This window comes from Exiguobacterium sp. ERU653 (genome assembly GCF_018617775.1).
GTDB classification, from domain to species: Bacteria; Bacillota; Bacilli; order Exiguobacteriales; family Exiguobacteriaceae; genus Exiguobacterium; species Exiguobacterium marinum.
In genome coordinates, this window is record NZ_JACSKV010000001.1 from 572,144 (window position 1) to 598,649 (window position 26,506).

Here is a 26,506-nt window from a genome sequence, read left to right on the forward strand (position 1 = left end):
GCACGAGCGTGCCTAAGATGGGATGGATGTTATGGACACGTATGTGATTGTGGATATAGAGACGACGGGACATTCCGTTAAGTCCGGTGATGAATTGATTGAGTTTGCAGCGGTCGTCGTACGAGATGGTGAAGTGATTGAGCGCTACAGCACCTTGATTCGACCGAGTCGACCAATCCCACCTTTTATTACGCAATTAACAACGATTAGTGATGATGACGTAAGTGATGCACCGACATTCGAAGATGTGATTCCCGACATTTGGAAGATGTTAGATGGTCGGGTATTTGTCGCGCATAACGTCGCCTTTGATTTAACTTTTTTAAACGAGAGTCTTGAACAAGCTGGGTATCTTCCATTTCAAGGACGAGCGATTGATACGGTAGAATTGGCTCGTATTCTTTATCCGACATTGGAGAGCCATGCGTTAGAAGCATTATCCGATACATTTAACCTCATACATACAGACGCGCATCGGGCACTTAGTGATGCCGACGCGACAGCCGAGCTTTTCATCCGGATGCTCGACCGATTACGCGATTTACCTATGGTGACATTGAAGAAACTTCGCGTCTTGTCTGAGTCGTGGACAAGCCACATCGAACCGTTATTTGATGAATTGATTTTGGATGTTGGGATTCGACCGGACGACGAGTCACGCTTTGATATTCATCGAAAAATTGCGCTACATCGACCGACAGACGGATTTGTTCCGGCCGAAGATCGCGAACCGTTTGAACCGTTCCTACTTCGCACGATTGAAGAGACGCTCCCGTCACTTTTTGAGCAGTTCGAGCCGAGACAAAGTCAATTTGAAATGATGCGACACGTCTATAAAGCGTTAGATGACGAGGAGACGTTATTGGTTGAAGCCGGAACCGGGACAGGAAAGACGTTGGCGTATTTGATTCCGAGTGCCCATCATGCACTCGAGACGAAAAGACCAGTTGTTATTAGTACGCATACGATACAATTGCAAGAACAATTACTAAATCGAGATTTACCGGTACTTCGCCAAATTTTTCCTGAGATTGAATTTACACTTTTAAAAGGAAGACGAAACTATATCGATTTACGTAAGTTTGAGATGATACTAGATGAATCAAATGACGGACTCTTGGTAGCGATGTGTAAAGCGATGGTCCTCGTATGGCTGACGGAAACGGAGACTGGAGATTTAGAAGAGCTCTCCTTTCCAGGATCTGCGACGCAAGGTCCCGCCTCGTTCAAACGTTTGATTCAAGCCGATGCTTCGAGTGAATTCGGTCGATTTGACCCATGGTATAGTCGTGACTTTTTCACAAAAGCTGTGCTTCGATCAAAAGAAGCAGACTTGATTGTAACGAATCATGCTTTGTTGTTCTCCGACTTACAACATCAGGCAGGTATTTTGCCAACCGATACACCACTCGTCCTAGACGAGGCGCATCAAGTCGAAGAAGTAGCTTCGCATCACTTTGGTGTAACGTTTGACGCTATTCAATTTGATCGGTTATTCAAGTGGTTCGGATATGGCGCGGATGGGAAATTCCATTCTCGCATCATTCAGCTGGCGGACTTGACATCCGTCACCGAAGAGGCGGAAGCGTTTAGCCAACAGATTGATTCATCACTCGCCAAGGTCGAAGAAGAACTTGAAGACCTCCTGACGGCGCTCCAATCGTTAGGGAAGAAAAAAGAACCACGACAAACGGTTCGTTTTGAACGGGAAAGCTCATCGTTCAGCCCGATTCGTGAGGTGGCGAATCGATTAGAGGACAAGCTTCGGACGCTCAGAACGTCACTTAGGCATTTGCATCGACTCCTTGATGAACGGAAAGAGCACATGACGTTTAAACAACGCGCGCTCTTGGGTGATTTAAAAACACTAATCGGGGATGTTCGAGAACTTGAGAGTGTCATCTATGAAACAATGTTGACACGAGACGATGATGCAGTCAGTTGGGTCGAGTTGAATTTAGGTAATCGAAAGTTGACCTCGGTATATACGCAACCGGTTGAAATTGGACCGTTGTTACATGAACGGCTGTTTAAGAAGAGACCGACGATTTTAACATCGGCGACGATGACGGTCTCTGGTAAGTTTAGTTTTATGGAGCGACGGCTCGGGTTAGAAGGTGAGCCAATCCGAAGAGTCGTATTACCTTCACCGTTTAACTTTAAAGAACAAGCCAAGTTGTTTATCCCATCAGACTTCCCGTTGATTAACGATGTACCGCTTTCACAGTTTGTCGACCAGACGGCGCAATCGATTGTTCAAATTGCGAACGTGACAAAAGGACGAATGCTTGTCCTCTTCACATCGAATGAGTTGTTACGTTTGACTTACGAACAAGTAAAAGATCACCTCGACCCGTCTTATACGCTCCTCGCACAAGGTGTCAGCGGAGGCTCTCGTAGCCGATTGACGAAACAGTTCAAGCGGATGGAACAATCCATTCTCTTTGGGACAGCAAGTTTTTGGGAAGGTGTCGACATTCCGGGAGAGGCGTTGACGTGCCTGGTCATTGTTCGACTACCATTCGCCCCACCGGATCAGCCTATCATGCAAGCCCGTTCAGAAAAAATTGAGTCGATAGGGAAATCGCCATTCTTTGAACTATCACTCCCTCAAGCCGTCATTCGATTTAAACAGGGTATCGGTCGATTGATTCGATCAAAAGGGGACTACGGGGCGATTTTTGTATTTGATCGTCGTGTGGAGACGACCCGTTATGGCAAACAGTTTATCAATAGTTTGCCAAAAGTCGATCGAATCGAAGGAACGTTAGATACCTCTCTGTCTGAGTTGGAATTGTTCTTAGATGAGAAAGAAAAGTCTGTAACACGAAATGATAGATAACGCTAGGCATCATGATATTATCGCTTTATAATGATACGTATAGTGTTTTGGAGGAGGAATCAATATGAATTCGAATATCGAGACGCTTGCGAGCGTACGCATCGAACCGACGGCGGACGTCTATAAGATTGTCGATTTATTGAATCGTACTTTAAAAAGTCAAGATTTGATGTTCGGACTTTCACTTGAGAAGAAAGTGAATGATCCAAAGAAGGAAGAGATGGTTTTCACCATCTATCGTACAGAATGACAAGAAAAACAAAATGGATCGTCTCGTTACTGACGGCACTGATTGGTGTCGTCCTTGTCTTTAGTTTGATGTATCGCTTCACGATTGGATATACAGAAAACCAAAAGGAACAACTTGTCGAGGAAGCGACGAATCGTCTCACTGAAAAGGCACCTAACCTGAAAGTGGAACAGGGTGAACTGTTCAATGGAACGGATGCGTATGTTGTTTTTTCAGAAGAAAACGGGAATTCTATTTGGTTTGTTCCACTTGATGACAAACTAGAGATTGAGCAACGTGAATTCGGTGAAGTGAAAGCGAAAGACGTCTGCGCACGTTCTATCGAGGAAACTGGCGGACAACTTGTCAGCTGTAAATATGGGTTCGACGAGCGAGCACTCATCGAAGTGGTTACAAAAGCAGATGCATCTTATACGTACTCATACTATACGCTACAGTCCGGAGAGTTTATTCGACGTGTTCAACTGACTGATCAAATGTGACGAATTAGAGGGGGATTATGATGGATCATCTATTAGCGAAACGAGTGAAACAACTTACGCCATCGACAACGTTAGCAATCACAGCTAAAGCAAAGGCGCTCAAGGCTTCGGGCAAAGACGTCATTGGTCTTGGGGCGGGTGAGCCGGATTTCAATACTCCGGAACGAATCATTGATGCTGCTTGTCAAGCGGCTCGAGATGGGGATACAAAATACACGCCATCTGGCGGGACGGTCGCGTTGAAAGATGCCATCATCGAAAAGACGAAACGCGATAGTGGATTGTCGTTCGAACGCAACGAGGTGATGGTCGCTTCTGGTGCGAAACATGCCCTTTATGCTTTGTTCCAAGCCATTCTAGATGAAGGGGACGAAGTGATTGTCCCGACACCGTATTGGGTCAGTTACCCAGAACAAATCAAATTGGCGGACGGAGAGCCTGTCCTAGTCGATACGAATGAAGAGACGTCATTTAAATTGACGCCAAATCAACTCGAGAATGCGATTACAGCTCGCACGAAGGCCGTTATCTTAAACAGTCCTTCGAATCCAACGGGAATGATTTATACGAAAGAAGAGCTACAGGCACTCGCCGATGTCGTTCTTCGACACAACCTTCTCGTTGTGAGCGATGAGATTTATGAAAAATTGATTTACGGTGATGCGGAATTCGTATCGATTGCCACACTCCCAAATATGCGCGAACGTACCATCATCATCAATGGTGTATCGAAGTCTCATGCGATGACGGGATGGCGGATTGGTTACGCTGTTGGTGATGCTAAAATTATTGGTGCGATGACGAATTTGGCTTCACATTCGACGTCGAACCCGACGTCTCTCGCCCAAGCGGCTGCAGTGGAAGCTTATAACGGCCCACAGGATGATGTGGAAATGATGCGTCAATCGTTTGAAGAACGACTTGAAATCGTCTATGATCGTCTCGTCAAAATCCCTGGAATCACATGTTTGAAACCGCAAGGCGCATTTTACTTATATGCCAATGCAAAAGTTGCCGCGACAGAGAGCGGATACGATACAGTAGATGATTGGTGTGAGGCTGTTCTCGAAGAGGCGAACGTGGCACTCGTGCCAGGTTCTGGTTTTGGACAGGACGATTACGTACGATTATCATATGCTACTGAATTAAAACGCGTTTTAGAAGCGCTCGATCGAGTAGAAGACTTCGTTACGAAGCGCGCTCGATAAGCGAAAGGATGGAAATGAACATGACAACAATTTCGATTAACCAATTTAAAGACTATGAAGGCCAAACGGTCCGTGTAGGGGCCTGGATTGCTAACAAACGATCAAGCGGGAAGATTGCGTTCCTCCAACTACGTGATGGGAGCGGATTTGCTCAAGCAGTCGTCGTGAAAGCTGATGTTGCTGAAGAATTGTTCACCCTCGCTAAAGGCGTGACACAAGAGACTTCTGTATGGGTAACAGGTAACGTCAAATCGGATGGTGGACGTACACCACTCGGATTTGAGTTAGAAGTGTCAGATTTAGAAGTGATTGCGGAGTCAGTGGATTACCCAATCACACCAAAAGAGCACGGAACGGAATTCTTGATGGACAATCGTCATTTATGGCTCCGTTCACGTCGCCAACACGCGATCATGAAAGTTCGTAACGAAATCATTCGTGCGACATATGAATTCTTCAACAAAGAAGGATTCGTCAAAATCGATCCGCCAATCCTTACGAGCAGTGCACCGGAAGGCACGACAGAGTTGTTCGAGACAGACTACTTCGGTCAATCAGCCTACCTCTCGCAGACGGGTCAATTGTATATGGAAGCCGCTGCAATGGCGCTCGGTAAAGTATTCTCATTCGGTCCGACGTTCCGTGCGGAAAAATCAAAAACACGTCGTCACTTGATCGAGTTCTGGATGATTGAGCCAGAGATGGCATTCTTCGATCACGACATGAGCCTCGAGATTCAAGAACAATACGTCTCATACATTGCGCAATCAGCGCTTACGAACTGTAAGAACGAGCTTGAACTTCTCGAACGTGACCTTGAAAAATTGGCGCAAGTGAAGGCACCATTCCCACGTGTCCGTTATGAGGATGCAATAACATTCTTAAAATCAGAAGGGTTCGATGATATCGAATTCGGCGACGATTTTGGTGCACCACATGAGACGGCGATTGCCAACGCACACGATCAACCAGTATTCATCACGCACTGGCCAAAAGAAATCAAACCGTTTTACATGAAAGTGGACCCGGAAAACCCAGAACTCGTTCTGTGTGCAGATTTGATTGCACCAGAAGGATATGGAGAAATCATCGGGGGATCTCAACGTGAGGACGACTACGATCGTCTAAAAGAAGAGATCATCAAAGAAGGTCTTGACGAAACAGATGCTTACGATTGGTACCTCGAACTCCGTCAATACGGTTCGGTCCCTCATTCTGGTTTCGGACTCGGACTCGAGCGTACGGTCGCTTGGATTAGTGGAATCGAGCACATCCGTGAAGCGATCCCGTTCCCACGTCTATTAAACCGAATCCACCCTTAACGATTAATCGGGGAAGACGTCATGTCCTCCCCGATTGATGTGTCTTAGAAAGGAAGTGCGACATGGATGCACATCAATTGATTCAATTATTCGAGCAAAGTCCGGTCGTCATTCCGCGAAAACTGTTTACCGATGCAAGACGACTCGATTTGTCACCGATTGAGTTCAGTCTTATCGTTCATCTACTCGAAATGACTGGTGAAGGCATCGTCATGCCTCTTCCGAGCGAGTTAGGGAAACGGTTGAATGTGTCGGAAAATGAGGCCCGGTCAGTGCTACTTGGGCTGTTGCAAAAAGAATTGATTGCAATCGATGCATCAAGTAATAGCGAGCGATATAGTTTGCTACCACTTTTCGAGGCATTGCAAGCTGAAGAGAAGATTACGCCGCAACAGACATTGAATGAAAACATCATTCATACATTCGAACGGGAATTCGGGACGATCACCCCGTTTGAGATTGAACAAATCGTCGGATGGATGACGGAGGATGGTTTCAGTGAAGAACTCATCATGGCGGCACTCCGTGAAGCGAAATTACGGAATGTGCGAAATTTCAAATACATGGACAAAATCTTACGTGTTTGGCAGGATCATCAAGTCGAATCGCTCGAGGATGTCGTGGAATATCAACGGAGGAATAAGTGATGTTGACGAGAGTTCAGCTGCAAGAAATAGCGGACACGATGAAGCAAATGTTCCCGGATGCACATTGCGAATTGACGCATCAAAATCCATTCGAATTAGTAGTCGCTGTCGCGCTATCTGCGCAAGCGACAGATGCCCTAGTCAACAAGGTGACACCAGGTTTGTTTGAAGCGTTTCCGACTGTTGAAGCGATGGCTGCGGCAGAAGTTTCGGAGATTGAGACGTTGATTAAACGCATTGGACTGTATCGGAATAAAGCGAAGAATGTGAAGGCGCTCTCTGAGAAAATCGTGAACGAGCATGACGGGATTGTGCCGTCAGACCGGACGTCACTCGAGGCACTTCCAGGTGTCGGCCGCAAAACGGCTAACGTCGTCTTGTCAGTCGCCTTCCATGAACCGGCATTTGCGGTAGATACACATGTAGAGCGTGTCTCGAAACGTCTCGGTATCTGTCGTTGGAAAGATAACGTCCGTCAAGTTGAAGAGACATTGATGAAAAAGTTCCCGCGCGATGAGTGGTCGCAACTTCATCATCAATTTATTTTCTTTGGACGCTACCATTGTAAAGCGCAGCGACCGGCTTGTGAGACTTGTCCGCTGCTTCATATGTGCCGGGAAGGTAAGAAACGGATGAAATCGACGAAAGTCACCACATAAAAATGCATCGACACGTTCTGTGTCGATGCATTTTCGCTTTAATGATTCCAAGGGTGGTCGCTCCATTCACGACGCTTTTTCGTGATGGGTACTTTCTTGAAGCCCCAGTTGCGGAAGTCTTGGTCCGGACTTTCTTTACGAATGTAAATTTTGTCCTTAATCGCTTTGAAAATTCGGTTCTCGTCCCCATAATGGACGAACCGTGGTTTTACCTCAATCACACCTCGACGAACACGTGACAACGGGAGACAGACGAGGTCTGCAATCTCTAGACCGGATTGATACATTGTGTTCTGCTTCTCAGAGAAGATGAATCCTTTAATCTTTTGACGACTTTTTTCGACATCGAGATGGACCGTACCCGAGTTGAAAATATCGAAAAATGCTTTTTGAATCAATAAGTTCTGGTAATCATCTCTAGATTCGAGGACGACACGAGCACTGACTGCTTCTGTTTCTTCTAAAAAAGCATAAAATGATTTCATGAGATGAGCAAAGGCGACTACATATGGATCTTTTGGCGTCGAGTAAAAATCATGTAATTTCTGCTTATCGACCTCGACGCTAACGATTGTACAATCGATGCCACGTAAAAAATCAGGTAGTTTATCCCAAAAATCACGCAACATGTCGATTGTGATGCCGTCTTCTTTTCCATAAGGATGTTCAGCCTTTAAAATTTCTTTTAGATGTAGCGGGATCTGTTCGGTTTTAAAAACATCTCGCTTAAACGCTTGAAGGCGTCGCTTTAATACACAAGGTAATCCAGTCTCATCCGCATCGATTGAATATTTGTACTCCATCAGAACACCAGTCAAATTGAACTGTGTGTTGCCTTTCGGTGTACCTGTCTCATCGACGAACATGACATACTTCTTTCCACTTTCCATCCAATCCCTCCAAAACGGCTTAACGTCTACGTTTTTTAAGCTACCTATTTTATTTCCAAATGGTGATACGGTCAATCAATTGCACAGAAATTGCACACTTTTTTTCAGAATGACATCAATTAGGTTTATCGATGTACAATCTTGGCTAAACAGAAGAGGTGCTATTATCATAGAGAAACAATCGGGTCTTACGTGACGAGAGCTTTTCAATTTGGATACACAATCGCTTACATACTAGTTTAACATACGGGAGTTTGGTACGATATGTGTTGCGGTAAATCCACACAAGTGTCGACCGACAGAAGTCGACAATCAGACCTGAGACGGAAGGAACGAGTGGACCGACCTGTTAATATGTATGTATGGGGTGACGACATTGTTCCATTATCCAAACGGTAAGAAAGTAAAAGTGACAAAGGAACCAAAGGGGGAAGGAATTTCGAGAGAAGTATCGAATTCTCCAACCTATGCGAATCGCGGAATGAATTTAGAGACGTTGTTAAATGAAACGAATGAATTCTATCGGATTCATCAACGAGCTGTCATTCATAAGAAACCGACACCGTTACAAATTGTCAAAGTCGACTATCCGAAGCGCAGTGCCGCTAAAGTGACGGAAGCCTATTTCAAGCAGGCATCCACGACCGACTATAACGGAGTGTATCGCGGTAAGTACATTGACTTTGAAGCGAAAGAAACGAATAATAAGACGTCGTTTCCGCTCGGGAATTTTCATGAACATCAGATTGAACATATGCGCGAGTGTGAACGTCACGGAGGGATTTGTTTTGTCATCATCCGCTTTAGTCGCTATAATACGCAATATGTATTGACCACGGAACAACTTGTTCAGTGGTGGGAACAACGACTGACGGGACGAAAATCGATTCCGCTCAGTTTTATTGAACAGGACGCGATTGAAGTTCCGACGAGAGCCTTACCGTCGATTGATTATTTGACGGTGCTCGATCAATGGCTCGATTGAATAGAAGGAGTGAACCATGAATGGAGCGAAGTAGGGTCGCACGTCGACAAGATTCGACGACGAATAAACGTAAAAAAACTGGTAAACAACCAAAGACTAAAGGTAAGAAACCGATGTGGAAACGCATCTTTTTATTAGGTTTCATGCTATTTATTGCAGCAGTCATTGCATTTGGAGCATATACCGTATATGCGATTGCGACGGCACCAGAGCTTGACGAAGAAAAACTCGTTGATACGTATCCAATTCAGCTGATTTCGGCTGAAGGTGAACCGCTCGAAGGTGCCGGTCAAATTCGGGAGTACGTCTCCATCGACGACATTTCACAAGTGATGCAACAAGCGGTCGTCTCAATTGAAGATCGTCGCTTTTATGAACATAACGGAATCGATTTGCGTCGAATCGGTGGTGCAGTTGTGGCCAACTTGACTGACGGTTTCGGTGCAGAGGGTGGATCTACCATCACGCAGCAGTTGGTGAAACAGTCGTTTCTTTCAACAGACAAGAAGTTGAAGCGTAAGCTTCAAGAGCAGTGGCTTGCGCTCAAACTTGAACGTGAGTATACGAAAGAACAGATTTTAGAAATGTATTTGAACAAAAACTACTATGGTAGTGGTGGATACGGTGTTCAAACCGCATCGAAACGCTACTTCAACAAGCCAGTCTCTGAGGTCAATTATCAGGAGGCTGCCATCCTCGCAGGTCTTCCACAACGTCCGAGCGCCTATGACCCAATCAATGGTGACCAGGAGTTGACACGTTATCGGCAGGAACAGGTCTTGTCTGCGATGAAACGAGACGGTCATATTTCTGAAGAACAGTATAACGAAGCACTTGATGTCGCGATTGCTGACGTCATCTCACCGGGTGAAGAGACGGAAGAGGAAGCGTTCACGCGTGCGATATACTCACGTGTGCTTCAAGAGTTAGAAGATGATTATGGGCTTGACCAGTCAGATATTTATGGCACAGGTCTGAAAGTGTATACGTCAATCAATAAAGAGTTGCATACAAAAATCAATAGCGACATTAAATCGAACAACGTCAATTTACAAACAAATGGTTTCCCTGAGGACTTGAGAATGGGTGCGACCGTACTTAATACGAAAACAGGTGAGATTGTCGCCATCGTCGATAGCCAGCAAGCGAAACAAGGTGATACGACGTATCGTGACTACTCAAATGAAAAATATCAAATTGGATCGACGGCGAAACCGTTCTTCGACTATGGTCCAGGAATTGAAAATGGACAATGGTCGACGGGGAAAATATTGCTTGACGCCGAGTTAGAAGGTACGTACAGTCCAAACAACTATTACACTGGTTTCCGTGGTCCAAATACGATGCGTCAATATTTGAAAATTTCTGCGAATACGCCAGCTGTTCGTGCATTCCAAGAAGTACGTGATGAATACGGACAAGATGCAATCGAATCGTTCGTGAAAAACGTTGGTATTGAGCCTTCTTATTCCGGAGATCAACTAAATGAGTCTAACGCACTTGGTACTGCCGAAGCGAGCACGACACAGATGGCTGCTGCTTACGCAACACTTGGCGCAAACGGTATGTATACGAAACCTCATTTGATTCAAAAGATTGAATTCAATGACGGTTCAAGTATCAACTCTCCAATCAAAGCGAAGCAAGCGATGGAAGACTATACAGCATACATGTTGACGGATATGCTCCGTGACGTCGTCAGTGCTGAAGGTGGAACATATGTCCCAGGTGCATTTCCTTGGGACGTAGCCGGTAAAACTGGAACAACGAACGAGCCTAACTCGACAAACCCGAAAGATAAATGGTTTACTGGTTACTCCACAGATTACTCGATTTCTGTGTGGACAGGAAAAACGAAAGAGTCGACAGTCGCTTCTTTTGATCCAGACTACGCTCAATACTATTTCGAGTATATGATGCAACAAGTGACGAATGCGACGGGACAACCAGACCGTTTCCAGCGTCCGGACTCCGTTTTATCACTTGGCAATGAGCTCTATGTAAAAGGGACGAAACCGAAAGACCTTCAACCAGAGAAATTGGATGCTCCTACGGGCGCAAGCGTCAACTATGATATAGATTCACAATCTGGTTCAGTCTCATGGTCATATGATTTCGACGCTGTGAAAGCGGACGGATATAATGACATCACGTTCACAGTGACGCAGAAATCTGCTGACGGCACTGAAAAAGTCGTGGGTACGACAGGTGAGACGAGTGTGGATATTACAAACTTGCCTGAAGGTGAGACGACGTTCACGATTGTGGCGAACGCCGCGAACCCGTTGACGGGTGAACAGCAATCCGGACCAGTGCAAGCGACCTACTCGATTGAACCGAAAGAAGAACCAAAAGAGGAGGAAGAAAATCCTTCTGAAGACGAGAGCAATGAAGATAACCCGTCAGACGAGAACAACGGCAACGGGAATGAAGATAACAACGGCAATGGTAACGGAAACAACGAAGACACCACTGACGAACAAAATCCTGACGAACCAGCGACGGATGATGGCACTGATGAAGGAACCGACGAGCCGACTGATGGAGAGGATTCAGGAGCTCCGTTAGAAGGTCAATCGAATGAAGAATCGCCTGACACGAATCGTGAGGACGGCAATTCTGACAACACTGATAACTAAGGAGGACAGGGCGACATTGTGCGCCCTGTTTTTCGTGCGACTTTGTTATAATGAAAAGAAAGGGAACAGGATGGTGACACATGGTTCAACTCTCTTTAAAACGCAAGATGAAAGTGTTATTTGTCATTGATCGACTGCAAGACGACGATTTTGGAGTGCCTCTTGGTGGACATCTCGGACTGAAGCTTTCACATTTGCTGTTACAAGAGTCGATTCCATTCGGACGTCTCATTCAAGACCGATCGGTCGCTAAGGCGACTGGACATTCTTATGTAAAAAGAATCGGTGTCGAAACGATGTTTACGGGCGAGGAATCATATTATCCTGACTTATTTCGTGGCAATCGCCAAACGTTGTCGACAGACGAAGATTACTATAAAACGGTGCAACGCTATGCGAAACATCTTTTAGCGGTTCATTCGAAATGTACGAAACTACATACCATTGTCTTATTTGGGCGGTCAACGCAACGTCTGTTTCAAGACGCGCTGACCCGTCTTGAAGAAGAAAATGAGCATGTTGCCGCTACGTTTCAAAGCATGACTTTGTTTCACATGCCCGCTGTATCGAGAATGATACGAGATGAACGGATTAATCATATCCGAGAAGTCGTAGTAGAACTTGCACCTTCGAATTCTTAAAAAAAAGAAGGTGAACTGATGCGGAAATCGCGCTCTGTAGAAGAGATGGTTAAAGAATTAAAAGAAGACCCGAGCTTTGCGAAAAACGTACGACATTGGCATACGGTCGATGCGCGCCCAGCACAATATGCGCCCATCCCGGAGCAAGTACCAGAACAATTGACAAACGTATTGAAAAGTCGGGGAATTGAGCAACTGTACACGCACCAAGCTGAAGCTGTGAAACAAACGGCTGCCGGTCATTCGACTGTGATTGTAACGCCTACTGCCTCTGGTAAGACGCTCTGTTATAACTTGCCTGTCTTGTCAAAGATGATTGAAAAACCGACTGCACGCGCACTATATCTGTATCCGACAAAAGCCCTTGCCCAAGATCAGAATAGTGATTTAATGGAGATGGTCGAGGCACTCGAAGGCAACTTACGATGCTTCACGTATGATGGAGATACATCTCCGGCCGCCCGCATGAAAGTTAGAGATGCAGGGAATATCGTTATTACCAATCCTGATATGTTACATTCGGGAATTTTACCACACCATACGAAGTGGATTCGTCTATTCGAAAACTTAGAATACATCGTTGTCGATGAGTTGCATACGTATCGTGGCGTATTCGGCAGTCATGTGGCGAACGTGTTTCGCCGCTTAAAACGAATTTGTGCCTACTATGGAAGTCATCCGAAATGGATTATGACATCAGCGACTATCGCGAACCCGCGTGAACTTGCTGAATTGTTAACGGAAGAAGAAGTTGTATTGGTTGACCGGAACGGCGCACCACAAGGTAAGAAACATCTTGTCTTCTATAATCCACCTGTCGTCAATGAAGCGCTTGGGATTCGTCGGAGTGCGACGCTCGAGACGAAACGCATCGCCTCAAAATTCGTGGAAGCGAACATTCAAACGATTGTGTTCGCCCGATCACGTGTACGTGTCGAGGTATTATTGACTTATTTACAGGAACTGACGCGACGAGAACTTGGTCCAAAATCGATTGTCGGCTATCGAGGGGGGTATCTTCCGTCTGAACGCCGTGAGATTGAACGGCGCTTACGGAATGGTGAAATAAAAGCTGTTGTTTCAACAAATGCGCTAGAACTCGGTGTTGATATCGGTCAATTGCAAGCGTGTGTCCTGAATGGTTATCCAGGCACTGTCGCTTCGCTATGGCAACAGGCAGGTCGGGCCGGACGACGTCATTCGGAGTCGCTTGTGGTGTTTGTGGCATCATCTTCTTCCCTTGACCAGCTTGTCGTCGAACAACCAGATATGATTTTAGACCGTTCACCGGAAGCTGCCCGTTTAGACCCGAACAACCTCATTATTTTAGTCGACCATATGAAATGTGCCGCATTCGAATTGCCGTTTCATAAAAGTGAACGGTTCGGGACGGTCGACCCGGAAGATATTTTAAAGTTTTTAGCGGATGCACAAGTGTTACATGAGCGGGCCGATAAATATTATTGGATGACGGATTCCTTCCCAGCGCATGACATCTCGCTTCGGACGAGCGATCAAGAAAATGTCGTCATTGTCGATCAAACCGCAAAACATCAAGTGATCGGCGAAATGGACACGTTCAGTGCGATGACACTATTGCACGATGAGGCGATCTATTTGCATGGTGCCGAGCAGTATCAAGTCGAGAAGTTAGATTTTGAAGAAAAAAAGGCATTTGTACGCCGAGTCGATGTCGATTACTATACGGATGCGAATTTGGCCGTAGAATTAAAAGTGCTAGAAGAGAACAAGACAGATGGTGTGAAAACGTTCGGAGAAGTTTCTGTCATCGCGATGGCCACTCTCTTTAAAAAAATTAAGTTCGGGACGCATGAGAATATCGGGTCTGGCCCGATTCATCTTCCGGAGCGAGAACTGCATACGACGGCGACATGGTTCACATTGGATGAACGCTTTGCCTATTCGGAGGCTGATCTCGAAGATCAACTTGAAGCGGTCAGTGATTTACTCAGACGGCTTGCGCCGCTCTATCTCATGTGTGATACGCTCGATTTATTTACAACCATTCAAATGAAGTCGACTCACACGACTAAACCGACCGTTTATTTATACGACCGCTATCCGGGTGGCATCGGTCTTAGTGAGGCACTCTATAAAGATGCAGACGAGGTACTTGAAGCAGCGGAACGAACGGTATCCGACTGTCCGTGTGAGAGCGGATGCCCTCGCTGTGTCGGTATGATTGGATACGGGGACTTCAAACAGCAAGTCATCCGTCAGTTACAAGCATTGAAAGGATCGTTATGAAAGCAAAGTTATCTAGATTAATTAAAACGAAAGAACCTGTCGAACCATCACGCGTCTCCTCACCTGACGAAGTGGAGCAGCAAAAATGGATTGAACAGGGTGGAGAAATTTTAACGTTCGAAGGAGAATGGTGTGTTCGTCTCCGAACTACGTATCCGCTTGATGAGATGTACCACGACTTTGCGTTCGGAGATGCAAGACTTATGATGCATCGAACCGAGCATCCTTTCTTTACGGTCGACCTAGAGCCTGAACAAGTCCTGTTTATGGATACGGAGACGACCGGGTTGCGTGGGTCTGGGACGTCGATTTTTTTAATCGGATTCGCGAGAATTCAAGCGGATCAACTTGAAATGATTCAATATGTCTTGCCTCATCCTGCCTTTGAAACTGCTTTCTACTATCATTTTTTACAGGATATCGGGGATGAGGTGCGGTTCGTCACTTATAACGGGAAGTCCTTTGACTGGCCACAAATCAAAACGAGACATACGTTTGTCAAATCACGGGTAAAAGCATTGCCTTCCGTCGGGCATGTTGATCTACTACATGCGGCAAGACGGTTGTTGAAACCGAGATTAGAATCGGTGTCGCTCAAAGCAGTTGAAACGTATTTCGGTCACGGACGGACAGACGATTTACCTGGTTTTTTAGCCCCGATGCATTATTTTCAGTACGTCAAAGAACGGAACCCAGAGATACTATCGCCGGTCCTTGAGCACCATCATGCGGACTGTTTGAGCCTTGTTTCTCTTTACACACGACTCAGTCAACTCGTCACGACTCCCGAGACAGATTTCGGAGAAGAACGTGCGCATTGGTTACATGACCTTGGGGATCAGGAAAGTGCACTCAAAGAGTTTGAACAACTTTCGAGTCCTTCGAAGCGAGCCGTCATGCGGCAAGCGATGTTATTGAAGCGAACGAGTCGCATGGAGCAAGCAATCCCGTTATTTGAGTCGCTGCAGACGATTGAAGGCTATGTCGAACTTGCCAAGTATGCAGAGCACAAGCAAAAGGACGTGGAACTCGCGATTGATTATACGGAGCGGGCCATGGAACTGCTCGAGAAAAAACGTACGGTTTTGCGTCAAACGATTGTACGAGAGAAAGACGAGCTAGAACATCGCCGTGCCCGTTTAGAAAGGAAGCGATTATGAAAGTAGTAGCCGTTACAGGATATCGTCCTCATGAACTGGGCATCTTTAAAGCGGACCATCCAGGAATTGAAATCATTCAGGAAGCTTATCGTAAAAAGATACTCGAAGTCATCGAACTGGGCGCCGAGTGGTTTATTTTTAGTGGAACGAATGGTTGTGAATTATGGGCTGGACAAGTATTGTTAGAGTTAAGAGAAACGTACCCGATTAAAATTGCAGTATTTCCTCCGTTCTTAAATATGGATGAACGGTATAAGCCGTTCGAACAGGAATTATTTGCACAGCTGCAACTTGAAGCGGACTTTTTTGAACCGTTGACACAGCGGCCATACGAAGATCCGAGTCAACTACGCGCTAAAACTGCATTCTTTTTAGACAAAGCAGAAGGATTGATTACCTTATACGACGAAGAAACGGAGGGAAGTCCCCGCTTTTTAGTCGATGGGGCTCGGCGAAAGTCCACTATGGAGGTCTTTCTCATCACACAGGAAGATTTACGTGTCATCGAGGAAGAAAAACAATGGGAACAACAATGGGAGTGATATGATGCAAACCGAATTAACGGCAGAAGCAATTTATAAACAAGAATTTAAAACGGCACTACGAGGTTATTCGCAAGAAGAAGTTGATCAATTTTTAGACGTGGTCATCCGGGATTATGAAAAAATGATGAAAGAAATCGAACGTCTTCAAAAAGAAAATGACTCATTGCGTCGCGAGCCTGCACCTGTTGCGGAACCTGCTAAACCGGCACAGCCGGTTGCGTCTAACTATGACATGCTGCGCCGTATCTCAAATTTAGAAAAAGCGGTCTTTGGTAAGCAAGTAGGGCCGAGTGAATAATCAATAATGAATAGGGGGTGGAATCAATGTTGCAAGTGTTAACGGCCACGGAGAAACAACCTGTCAAACAACAGACAAAAAAGCTGTTTCGTACGAAAGAAGAAGTGATGAAGGCACCGACAAGCTATACAGATCGTCTCGTCGAGAACATCAGACAAACATGTCGATTTGACTGGATGATGATTGAACAAGTCGAATTTGGCGAGGATCTCGTTCATTACGTGCTCGTCGGGCCGAAAGGTGTATTCTTGATTCAATTAAATCGAACTCCAGCCCCTGTCCATTTGACGAACCGTGAGTGTCGGACGGAGACGTCTATGGGATGGAAGCACATCTATCCACATCCTGTCACGGAGCTAGAGCGAATGACTAAACAAGTGCGGGCACGGTTGAAGAAAGAGTGTGGACAAGCGATTCCGGTCTATTCCTTCTTGATCTTCCCGGAGACGGAACAGTTGAAGCTGAAGCGGGTCAAGGCCAATTGTGGCGATTCTTTTACACTCGTCGATCAGGTCATCAGCAAAACGACTCTTGAAACGTTGACGGAGCCTCTCGTCAAACAAATCGCTTACTACTGCTCAGAAAGACAGATACATAAATAAGAAGATGGCCGAGTGAGATGCATTCGGCCATCTTCTTATTTTAAAAGTTCTCTTGCTTTTGCGGCATCATCTCGATGTACGAATAGCGCGACACGATCGTCTAAATTTTTAGCGAGCGGTTTTAACAATTTACCGGTCGGAAGTCCTTGTTCGATACGACATGTGATTTCCTGTTCTGTCAGGTAATGATAATCAGCTAATAACTCTTCGCCCTGTTTCCCGAACGCTTCACCGAAGCGAACCCATTTTAAGTTGCGAATCGTACGAATCGTGACTAAAATGATGAACAAGATGGCGAGCACAATGATGAGTAATGTTTCCAACGCATTCAACCCCTTCTTTACACAAGTTTAATAGGGTGACGAGTTGAAAGCAATACGAACGGAACGTTATACTAAAATGGAAAAGAGGGGATTATATGAAAAAACCGATTCAATCGAGACGAGAGGCGATCTCGCTCTTAGAAAACCAGCAAGTACTCTACGTTCGGATTCATAATGGACAAACGGGCATGATCAAGTCGACGGAGGAAGGCATTATCGTCGCCATCCCGAATGAAGAGACTGACAAGATTGACTTTCGCAAGCTAGAAGACATCGAGGCATTCGAAGCATTCTACGATTTGACGCTCTCGAAACCTGGTATTCTGTATGTGAATGTTGAAGAGTAAATGACATGGAGAGCTTCACCAATTTGGTGAAGCTCTCCATTTATACACCCTTAAGATGGTGGAAGCCAGACAGCCAACTTGTCCTGTAACGGTTTTAGACGGACGTGGTGTTGCTTGTGCAACAAATAGCCGTCCGGACGGATGACTAGAATACCACGTTTCATAAAGAGTGACTTGGCAAGCTCATTCCCTTGGTCGAAAAATGGACGGCTTGTCTTGGACAATGAGATAGTCTGAAGGAACGGGTGATACTCATTTAAGTATTCATAGATTGGCGTCAAATCACGTTTGCCATCGTCAAATACGAGCACTTGAAAGCGCCCATCGGCAATCTCTGAAATCTTCGTCCGAAATCCATCGTCGGTTCGTAAAATTTCAGTCTCTGGGAATATCTTTCCTTCGGCGACGCGACGAAACGGCATACGTAACGCTTTTGGGTACGATAGATGAAGTTGCGAGATTCGTTCCGTGATCTTTTGATTGACGAGATTGACTCGTGTGAAGACATCAGCCCCGATTGCTTGAAACGGTAATAGCATCGGGAGTGTCGTCTGGAGCATCTCAGTCGCGAAATTCGTCGTCTGTAGAACATTCCTTGCCACATACTCACGCTCATTCCGATACGTCGAGACGACTTGATGCGGTGCGCCTGTCTTCAAATGGAGCCATAGCTTCCAACCTAAGTTGAATGCATCCGCAATCCCGGTGTTCATTCCTTGTCCCCCGACCGGTGAATTGATATGAGCGGCATCGCCCATTAGGATGATGCGATTATGGATGAACGTATCGACCATTCGATTATGAACCCGAAAGAGCGAGAACCATTCGACATCGTGTATGCGAACTGGCATATGACTACGTTGTTCCACGAATTGTTGAAGGTCAGATTCGACGAACGACTCATCGGTCCGTAAGTTTCCCGTGATTCGAATCGTTTCATCCGTGAGTGGAAAGACCTCGAGTACTCCTCGATCCGAGAAGAAAATATGCACCTCTTCACGAGAAATGGGCCAATCTGCTTTCAAATCTGCTAATACCCACGCCTCTTTAAACGACTTCCCACTGAATGGGAGAGCGAGCATTCGACGGATGGAACTATTGGCGCCATCTGCAGCAACGACATATTTAGCTTCGACAGAACGATGAGCTCCGTCTTCAGCAGTCAAATGTGCGATCGTCCGCGATGGATATTGTGTGATGGAAGACAGTGACTCTCCGCGTCTCACTGCGTGGCCATGTTTTTGCAAGGCACGCTCTAAAATTTCTTCTGTTTCATTTTGACGCAACAGTGTCACGAACGGATACGGAGTGACAAGCTTTGAAAATTCGAGCTTTGCCGTCCATTGACCTGAGAAATAGAGATTTCCCCGCTCAATCGTACGGGCCCGTTCGAGTACTTCTTGGGCGACGTCTAATCGAGAAAACACCTCAATTGTCCGTGGTTGAATCCCGATGGCTCGAGAATTATCCGACGGGGTCGTCTTTCGGTCGATGATTTGAAATGAGACGCCATATCTTGCCAAGGTCAGTCCGAGGGTAAGGCCGGTAGGTCCGGCTCCGACGATTAGTACATCCACTTGTTCATTCAAAGTGATCAACTCCTATCATTAATAATGATATTTCCGACATTAGCAGCGATTAAACGAAAAGTAGGGTATAGAACGGTATAGGATATTCGATGATGGAAGGTGAGTGAACAGTGTGCAGCCATTGATTAATGAAGACCAAATTCGAAATAGCTTTACAATGGAAGAAGATTACGAACAGACAGCAGCGGTTTTGATTCCGCTCGTAGAAATAGAGAAGGAATGGCATGTCGTCTTTGAAGTACGTGCCCATACGATGCGGCAGCAGCCCGGCGAAATTTCTTTTCCGGGAGGACGACTTGAAAAAGGAGAAACACCTGTTGAAGCCGCCGTTCGAGAAACGTGTGAGGAATTAGAGATTACTTCTGGTCAAGTTGAAGTCATCGGTAAATTAAGGCCACTTGCCACACCCCATCGACAATTGATTTATCCGTTTGTCGGGATGTTGTCACGGCTTCCAACTGCACAGGGAACGGATGAAGTTGATCATTTATTTACCGTTCCTTTATCTACATTACTTATGATAGACCCGTTCCATGGTGAGATGGAGTGGACGATGAACCCAGATCAAAATATCCCACTTGATCGCTTGGCAAATGCTAAAGCGTACGAAAAACGGGTAATTAAAATGAAAGAACCCTTTTATGAACACGATGACTACATCATTTGGGGGCTTACTGGAAAATTTTTGACACAATTTATTCAACGCATAAAAGAAAACGTATTCAAACCGACATAATTTCGTTATAATGATAGAAACAAATTTAGATTGGAAGTGAATGGGTGTGTCTGAAGAATTCCTCGTAGGTGATATCGTGAAGTCGACTCGTGAAGGATGGGTTGCTGAAGTGACCGCCGTACTGACCAATACCGTGATCGCAGACGTATCGATTATGGAAGAATTTCAACAACTCGGGCTCGAGTTTGAAAAACAAGTTTTATTAAAATCAGAATTAGAATTGATTGAACGCGCCAGCTGACCTTTTTTTTGAAAGGGATGATTGAGGTGTCCATTGACAAAAAAGTTCGTGAATGGCAAGAGGCGGGATTGTTAGATGAATCGACCGGTAAAAGACTAGTCGACTATGAACATAAACAACGGGCGGCTAGTGAGCGAAACAATCACAAGCCGCCCGTTTTAGTTATTGTCGGGTCGATTTTATTAGCGCTCAGTCTATTTAGCTTCGTCGCAGCCAATTGGCAGAGGATTCCCGACCTTTTAAAGATTGGACTATTTCTTCTTTTTATGGTTGGATTTTATGTGTTTGCCGAACGAGTTCGCTTGAAAACCCCGAGGTATGTCATATTATTACGCGTGTTAGGATTCGTCTTTTTTGTGGCGACCATGGCGGTCATCTTTACGACGTATAATCTGTCGGGGCAGTTGACCTTGCTGTTTTGGATACTCTTCACGATGGCAGTCCTTCACCGAATCATGTATGAGCACGTCATCTTTTCCATCATCTCCGCTATCACTGCGTTCATGGCTGTCATAAACAGTTTCGAAGGCATCGGGTTGACGTTAATTGGATTTGCACTCATCGTGACATGGGTATGGTTCCATTTTGTGGAAGAATCGTTAGATCGGACGTTTGCTTGGCTTACCTTTTACGGATTATTTAACATCTTTGGTCAATATGTGGACTATGAAGGTAGACTATGGCCACTTTGGTCTCTTGTTATCCTCCATGTGCTTCTCTTGTTTTATCGAAAACAAGCCGGGTGGCAATCTATATATCTGTTTGTCGCAGCTGTTTTGTCGATTGGATATTTAGTAAATGTAACGGGAAGCTGGCTTTCTCAAAGACCACCATCCATTCTTGAGGCAACGCTCCTTTCTATTTCATTCGTTGCGATCTATTTAATCCATCGTCGAAACGACCTTTTGTGGGTAAGCTTTCTTGCTGTGATCCCATTTGCGCTATTCGAAGATTCAGGTGTGTTATTGGCAGTGATGATCGAAGTCATTGCACTCACGTACCTCGTTCGCCAAGATATGACGAGACAACCCACCATCTTCGCCTTTATCTATTTTTTAGTCGTCCAAATGACGATTTACTTCATTTATGTTTGGGACCGTTTGGATGTATCCCTCTTCTTCTTAATCGGTGCACTGATCGTCTTTGCGTTGTCACTCGGATTATGGTGGCGTAATCGTACAAGAAAGGGTGTGACGACATGAACCGGTTGTCTACGTGGGTCATTCCGGCCGTACAAGTTATGATTGCCATTTTGTTTGTCATCCTCGTCTATGCCATCTCATGGGTAGGGGAGACGTACACGTTTAAGGGGACTTCGTTTGAACCGTTCGATCCATATTTTGGAGACTCGATTTATCTTGAATATAACGAGTTTGAAGGACGACAAAATGTGGAGGCGGGTACGGTTTACGTCTCGTTCGATCAAGGGGAAGACGGATTTGCTGTGATTGACCGAGTTGAGTCAAAACCGTTTCTCGGAGGGGTACGGGCGAACTATTATGACCGTATTCTTTATATAGAAGAAATGGGGTCGTATCGTGTCCCTCAAGATGAAGTGGATGCGGTCGAAGGTGAAAATTCTTTTACGGTTCAAGTCGATGTTGCGCCGTGGGGGATGCTCAGATTGCATGATTTGAAGCCAATTGAATAAGTGAAAAGCATGACAGGGAGATTACAGATTTGTTACAAGTGTTATTGTAACGAATCTGTAATTTTTATGTGAAACCTTGCAATAGCAACGTTTTTCGCAATTGTTACAATCTGTAACCACTTTTTATGTCATATGTCAGGATTATTTCACTTCGATAAAATAGCTACTCCAAGATGACGTGTCGTGGTAAATTAACATCTGTTCGTTACATAACGAGAAAGGTGATGACCTTACTACGATGAAATTGATTAAATATATGATAGTAATTGGAACCGCGATGATGGGAATGTTCACATTCATGGATCAAGCAGATGCTGCTCAGATCGGAATCGGGACAGAACAGAAAATTGTTCAAAATCCACTTGAATTAGAACGACAAGCGATTGAAGAAGAGAGGCAAAAGGAAATCGCTCGTCAAAAGAAAATTGCCGAAGAGAAACGCTTAGCTGAAGAGAAACGTTTAGAAGCAGAACGTCTCGCTGCAGAGAAAGCGAAGGAAGAAGCAGAGAAGGCGAGACTAGCTAAACTTGAAGCAGAGCGTAAGGCAGAAGAAGAACGTAAAGAAGCGGAAAGAGTGGCGGCACAAAAGGCAGCGGCTTCTTCAAACAAGAACGCTACGGCATCACCAGTGTCTACGACAACGAGTAAAAAAGTCATTACTGTCGAATCGACAGCTTACTCAAACGATGTTGCTGACAATAAGGCGTATGGAGGTCGTGTTTTGACTGCGACTGGTCATGACGTGACTGATTCGATTTATTATAACGGCATGCGAATTATCGCCGTCGATCCTTCTATCATTCCATTAGGTTCAAAAGTGCATATTCAAGGTGTTGGTGATGCAATCGCCCTTGATACCGGTGGCAGAATCAAAGGACATATTGTTGATTTATTGGTCGATTCAAAACAGGATGCGATCCAATGGGGTCGTCGACATATCCAAGTCACTCTTTATTAATTTTGAAGGTTCTCTATTCAGGAGAGCCTTTTTTTGTTTAACAATGCATGGAAAAGGGCAAAATACTATTTGAATTTCCATTTTGGAAATAGTCGAGGAGGGATTACGTTGATTGAGTTTCGGGATGTATCAAAACGTTATGAAGACGGGACATTGGCCGTCAAAGAGTTAAGCTTAACAGTTCAAAAGGGAGAAATCTTTATATTGATTGGTCCTTCAGGTTGTGGCAAGACTACAACAATGAAAATGGTGAATCGGTTAATCGATCACACAGATGGAAAAATATTGATCGATGGAAAAGAAATCTATCAATTTGATATTTACGAGTTACGTCGTAATATCGGATATGTGTTACAACAAATCGCACTATTCCCACACTTGACAGTAGAAGAAAATATTTCTGTCGTTCCTGAACTATTAAAATGGAAGAAGGATCGAACAAAAGACCGCGTGACAGAGTTGATGGAAATTGCCGGTCTCGATCCGAAATTACGTGCCAAAAAACCTTCAGAGCTATCAGGAGGTCAACAGCAACGAGTTGGTGTATTGCGTGCCCTAGCGGCAGACCCAGAAGTCATTTTGATGGACGAACCTTTCTCAGCACTTGACCCGATTAGCCGCGGACAATTGCAAGACGACATCAAACGATTGAATGATGAACTAGGAAAGACGATTCTCTTTGTCACACATGATATGCAGGAAGCGATGAAGCTCGGTGATCGTATCGCATTGATGCGTGATGGCGAATTGATGCTTATCGGTACGCCAGAAGAGATATTGGCGAGCAATGACCCATTCGTCTTGGAATTTACACAACGTGGAAGAGGTGAGCTGGATGCTTGAGACGTTCCAAAATAGACAAGGACAGCTTGTCGAGGCACTGATTGAGCACTTACAGCTCTCTGTCGTATCACTTTTAATCGCCGTCTTGATTGCCGTACCGTTAGGAATCTGGCTGACGCGTCGTAAAAAAATTGCTGAAACCGCTATTGGTGTTACTGCCATCATTCAAACGATTCCTTCTCTTGCTTTGCTCGGGTTGATGATTCCGCTCGTAGGAATCGGTGCATTACCTGCAATCATTGCGCTCGTCTTATACGCGCTTCTTCCGATTTTACGGAATACGTTTACAGGTTTGAATGAAGTAGATAAATCATTACTTGAAGCAGCAAGGGCTTGTGGAATGAAGCCGAATCAGAGTTTGATGAAAGTCGAACTTCCGCTTGCTCTCCCTGTCATAATGGCTGGTATTCGAACTGCCATGGTCCTTATCGTAGGAACAGCGACACTCGCTGCCCTCGTTGGAGCGGGTGGGCTTGGTACATTAATTTTGCTTGGGATTAACCGAAATGACAATTACTTAATTTTACTTGGGGCCATACCGGCTGCTATTTTAGCACTATTGTTTGATTTCTTGTTGCGTCAGATGGAAGGTGCAACAGCATCTCGCAACAAAACGAAATTGATTGCCGTCTCAACCGTACTCGCCTTGATTATCATCACTCCGCTCGCATTCGGTCGCTCACAGGAGACGGATTTAGTCGTCGCCGGAAAACTTGGACCTGAGCCTGAAATTTTGATGAATATGTATAAGTTGTTAATTGAAGAAGAAACGGATCTATCCGTATCAGTGAAACCGAACTTTGGTGAAACGACATTCGTATGGGGTGCTCTGAAATCTGGTGATGTCGACATCTATCCGGAATTTACTGGTACGGCACTCGCTAGTCTCGTAAAAGAGTCACCTGAGTCAAATGATGCACGCGAGGTGTACGAACAAGCGAGAGATGCACTTGCAGAAGACGGATATGTGATGCTTGAGCCGATGCAGTTTAATAATACGTATGCACTTGCTATTCCACGTGAATATGCAGAAGCAGAGGACATTACTGCGATTTCAGATTTACGAAACGTGGAATCAGATATTAAAGCAGGGTTCACCCTTGAATTTACAGATCGTGAAGATGGATATCCTGGTCTTCAAGATGAGTATGGATTTGATTTCCCATCCGTTGTGTCGATGGAGCAAAAGTTGCGTTATCGTGCCATTTCTCGAGGAGACGTCAATCTAGTTGATGCCTACGCAACTGACCCTGATATTGCCGAAAATGACTTGGTCGTTTTAAAAGACGATCGACAGTTCTTCCCACCTTATCAAGGGGCACCCCTCTTGAAAGAAGAGACACTTGAAGAATATCCAGAAATCGAAGATGCCCTTAATCAACTCGCTGGAAAAATCACGGACGAACAGATGTCTGAATTGAACCGACGTGTCGCTTACGGAAATGAACGTGCATATGACGTAGCGAAAGACTTCTTAGAACAGGAAGGGTTATTATGAGAGCTTTGATTATTTCGAATCCGAAGTCTGGTACGAGCGAGACGATGCTCGGGGAGGTCATTGGAACGATTGAATCGCTCTATGAAGAAATCACCATCAAGAAAACGCAAGAAATTGGGGATGCACTCCGATTTTCCTCAGAGAGTGGACCTTTCGACCATCTCATCGTGATTGGTGGGGACGGTACGCTGAATGAAGTAGTGAACGGATTGATGACGTTAGAGCGCGAGGAGCGACCTACCGTAGGCATCATTCCGGCCGGGACATGTAATGATTTTGCGCGAGCGCTCGAACTCCCAATTCAACCGACACAAGCTGCAAATGTCATTAAGTCGAAACATACGCAACAAGTGGACGTCATTCAAGTGGATGAGATGTATGCTCTCAATTTTGTCGGGATTGGATTGATTGCCGATACATCACGACAAATCGACCCAGATGAAAAGGAATCACTAGGGTCAATCGGCTACTTTTTAGCGACGATTCGACAATTTCGTGAAGCGGATCCGTTTGAAATCCGGTTATATCGAAAAGATGAGTTGCTCTATGAAGGCGATGTAAGTTTTCTCTATATTGGAAACGGTAGCTACCTCGGGACAGTCCCGACGAAGCTTGAGACACAGTCCTTTTCTGATGGACTGTTAGAGGTTGTTCACAGTTCATCAATCGGGTTTCCGATGATTCGACAACTTTTGGCGCAGCAACTCGGTCTCGATCAAAAATCCCCCGAGTGGAATCACTTTCAGGCTTCTCATGTGAAAGTAGAATTGAGTCAACCTCAAATTATCGATATCGATGGTGAACATTTCGAATCTGAACAATTGTCCATCCAGATTCAAGAGAATGCAGTAACATTTTTAACGCCATAAAGCATCAACAGAG

At 45.2% G+C, this 26,506-nt stretch carries 26 protein-coding genes and 1 pseudogene; 24 read left to right on the forward strand and 3 right to left on the reverse strand.

From position 1 onward, the window contains the following. The first annotated feature begins 31 nt into the window (after positions 1-31). From dinG to nth, 7 genes are all read left to right on the forward strand, one after another. Positions 32-2,842 (forward strand): ATP-dependent DNA helicase DinG, encoded by a 2,811-nt coding sequence (dinG, locus tag KNO95_RS02985; protein WP_214702199.1) that lies wholly within the window; start codon positions 32-34, stop codon positions 2,840-2,842. 64 nt (positions 2,843-2,906) lie between these two features. Further along, on the forward strand, positions 2,907-3,092 hold the full coding sequence (locus KNO95_RS02990; RefSeq protein ID WP_015881492.1) for a YpmA family protein: 186 nt from the start codon (positions 2,907-2,909) through the stop codon (positions 3,090-3,092). Beyond that, complete coding sequence (locus tag KNO95_RS02995) at positions 3,089-3,574, forward strand: hypothetical protein (RefSeq protein WP_214878249.1); 486 nt, start codon at positions 3,089-3,091, stop codon at positions 3,572-3,574. Before KNO95_RS02990 ends, KNO95_RS02995 begins: the two co-directional genes overlap by 4 nt. Before the next feature lie 20 nt (positions 3,575-3,594). Further along, a complete protein-coding gene (locus tag KNO95_RS03000; RefSeq protein WP_026826147.1) occupies positions 3,595-4,782 on the forward strand; it encodes a pyridoxal phosphate-dependent aminotransferase in 1,188 nt (395 codons plus the stop codon). A gap of 20 nt (positions 4,783-4,802) precedes the next feature. Beyond that, positions 4,803-6,104, forward strand: a complete 1,302-nt coding sequence (asnS, locus tag KNO95_RS03005) for an asparagine--tRNA ligase (RefSeq protein ID WP_214702198.1) — start codon at positions 4,803-4,805, stop codon at positions 6,102-6,104. 62 nt (positions 6,105-6,166) lie between these two features. Beyond that, entirely contained in the window at positions 6,167-6,751 is a 585-nt protein-coding gene (locus KNO95_RS03010) for a DnaD domain-containing protein (protein WP_026826145.1), read from the forward strand. Continuing rightward, positions 6,751-7,410 (forward strand): endonuclease III, encoded by a 660-nt coding sequence (gene nth / locus KNO95_RS03015; protein WP_214878251.1) that lies wholly within the window; start codon positions 6,751-6,753, stop codon positions 7,408-7,410. Before KNO95_RS03010 ends, nth begins: the two co-directional genes overlap by 1 nt. Positions 7,411-7,448: 38 nt before the next feature. On the opposite strand, the gene KNO95_RS03020 is transcribed toward nth, so the two are convergent. After that, a complete protein-coding gene (locus KNO95_RS03020; RefSeq protein WP_034771101.1) occupies positions 7,449-8,300 on the reverse strand; it encodes a DUF3800 domain-containing protein in 852 nt (283 codons plus the stop codon). A 358-nt stretch (positions 8,301-8,658) separates the two neighbouring features. Here KNO95_RS03020 and recU point away from each other — a divergent pair, with 358 nt between their 5' ends. The 8 genes from recU (at position 8,659) to KNO95_RS03060 (ending at position 17,438) form a co-directional block, all read left to right on the forward strand. After that, positions 8,659-9,285, forward strand: coding sequence for a Holliday junction resolvase RecU (gene recU / locus KNO95_RS03025; protein WP_214878253.1), 627 nt, complete (start codon positions 8,659-8,661; stop codon positions 9,283-9,285). Positions 9,286-9,305: 20 nt separating this feature from the next. Then, a complete protein-coding gene (locus KNO95_RS03030) occupies positions 9,306-11,924 on the forward strand; it encodes a transglycosylase domain-containing protein (protein ID WP_214878255.1) in 2,619 nt (872 codons plus the stop codon). 80 nt (positions 11,925-12,004) lie between these two features. Further along, complete coding sequence (locus tag KNO95_RS03035; protein WP_214878257.1) at positions 12,005-12,565, forward strand: hypothetical protein; 561 nt, start codon at positions 12,005-12,007, stop codon at positions 12,563-12,565. A gap of 18 nt (positions 12,566-12,583) precedes the next feature. Next, positions 12,584-14,833, forward strand: a complete 2,250-nt coding sequence (locus KNO95_RS03040; RefSeq protein WP_214878259.1) for a DEAD/DEAH box helicase — start codon at positions 12,584-12,586, stop codon at positions 14,831-14,833. Then, the gene (locus KNO95_RS03045; RefSeq protein ID WP_214878261.1) at positions 14,830-15,993 is read left to right on the forward strand and encodes a ribonuclease H-like domain-containing protein; all 1,164 of its coding nucleotides are present in this window, start codon (positions 14,830-14,832) and stop codon (positions 15,991-15,993) included. The genes KNO95_RS03040 and KNO95_RS03045 overlap by 4 nt, the downstream gene beginning before the upstream one ends. Beyond that, a complete protein-coding gene (locus KNO95_RS03050) occupies positions 15,990-16,535 on the forward strand; it encodes an SLOG family protein (protein WP_026826137.1) in 546 nt (181 codons plus the stop codon). Before KNO95_RS03045 ends, KNO95_RS03050 begins: the two co-directional genes overlap by 4 nt. Positions 16,536-16,539: 4 nt before the next feature. Beyond that, positions 16,540-16,836, forward strand: a complete 297-nt coding sequence (gene gpsB / locus KNO95_RS03055) for a cell division regulator GpsB (RefSeq protein WP_051546020.1) — start codon at positions 16,540-16,542, stop codon at positions 16,834-16,836. Between the two features lie 26 nt (positions 16,837-16,862). Further along, positions 16,863-17,438 (forward strand): NERD domain-containing protein, encoded by a 576-nt coding sequence (locus KNO95_RS03060; protein WP_214698309.1) that lies wholly within the window; start codon positions 16,863-16,865, stop codon positions 17,436-17,438. A gap of 35 nt (positions 17,439-17,473) precedes the next feature. Here the strand turns inward: KNO95_RS03060 and KNO95_RS03065 are convergent, their stop codons facing one another. Then, positions 17,474-17,761 (reverse strand): hypothetical protein, encoded by a 288-nt coding sequence (locus KNO95_RS03065; protein ID WP_026826134.1) that lies wholly within the window; start codon positions 17,759-17,761, stop codon positions 17,474-17,476. A gap of 95 nt (positions 17,762-17,856) precedes the next feature. Here KNO95_RS03065 and KNO95_RS03070 point away from each other — a divergent pair, with 95 nt between their 5' ends. Further along, positions 17,857-18,108 carry a hypothetical protein gene (locus KNO95_RS03070; protein ID WP_214698313.1) on the forward strand — a complete coding sequence of 84 codons (252 nt, stop codon included), beginning with the start codon at positions 17,857-17,859 and terminating at the stop codon, positions 18,106-18,108. A gap of 50 nt (positions 18,109-18,158) precedes the next feature. On the opposite strand, the gene KNO95_RS03075 is transcribed toward KNO95_RS03070, so the two are convergent. Next, positions 18,159-19,697 (reverse strand): FAD-dependent monooxygenase, encoded by a 1,539-nt coding sequence (locus KNO95_RS03075; protein WP_214698315.1) that lies wholly within the window; start codon positions 19,695-19,697, stop codon positions 18,159-18,161. A gap of 112 nt (positions 19,698-19,809) precedes the next feature. Between KNO95_RS03075 and KNO95_RS03080 the strand changes: the two genes are divergently transcribed. The 8 genes and pseudogenes from KNO95_RS03080 to KNO95_RS03115 all read left to right on the forward strand — a co-directional run bounded on the left by KNO95_RS03080 (position 19,810) and on the right by KNO95_RS03115 (position 26,493). Further along, a complete protein-coding gene (locus KNO95_RS03080) occupies positions 19,810-20,433 on the forward strand; it encodes an NUDIX hydrolase (protein ID WP_235181848.1) in 624 nt (207 codons plus the stop codon). 40 nt (positions 20,434-20,473) lie between these two features. Then, on the forward strand, positions 20,474-20,674 hold the full coding sequence (locus KNO95_RS03085; RefSeq protein WP_026826130.1) for a DUF2187 family protein: 201 nt from the start codon (positions 20,474-20,476) through the stop codon (positions 20,672-20,674). Positions 20,675-20,691: 17 nt separating this feature from the next. After that, complete coding sequence (locus KNO95_RS03090) at positions 20,692-21,876, forward strand: DUF2157 domain-containing protein (RefSeq protein ID WP_214878893.1); 1,185 nt, start codon at positions 20,692-20,694, stop codon at positions 21,874-21,876. Beyond that, a complete protein-coding gene (locus tag KNO95_RS03095) occupies positions 21,873-22,325 on the forward strand; it encodes a GDYXXLXY domain-containing protein (RefSeq protein ID WP_214702188.1) in 453 nt (150 codons plus the stop codon). Before KNO95_RS03090 ends, KNO95_RS03095 begins: the two co-directional genes overlap by 4 nt. A 238-nt stretch (positions 22,326-22,563) precedes the next feature. Beyond that, complete coding sequence (locus KNO95_RS14435) at positions 22,564-23,283, forward strand: 3D domain-containing protein (RefSeq protein ID WP_285801752.1); 720 nt, start codon at positions 22,564-22,566, stop codon at positions 23,281-23,283. Positions 23,284-23,391: 108 nt separating this feature from the next. Further along, a pseudogene (locus KNO95_RS03105) lies at positions 23,392-24,108 on the forward strand (ABC transporter ATP-binding protein); the annotation flags it as partial. Positions 24,109-24,118: 10 nt separating this feature from the next. Further along, positions 24,119-25,624: an ABC transporter permease/substrate-binding protein gene (locus KNO95_RS03110; protein ID WP_034771093.1), complete on the forward strand. Its 1,506-nt coding sequence runs from the start codon at positions 24,119-24,121 to the stop codon at positions 25,622-25,624. Further along, a complete protein-coding gene (locus KNO95_RS03115) occupies positions 25,621-26,493 on the forward strand; it encodes a diacylglycerol/lipid kinase family protein (protein ID WP_026826124.1) in 873 nt (290 codons plus the stop codon). Before KNO95_RS03110 ends, KNO95_RS03115 begins: the two co-directional genes overlap by 4 nt. The last annotated feature ends 13 nt before the right edge of the window (positions 26,494-26,506 follow it).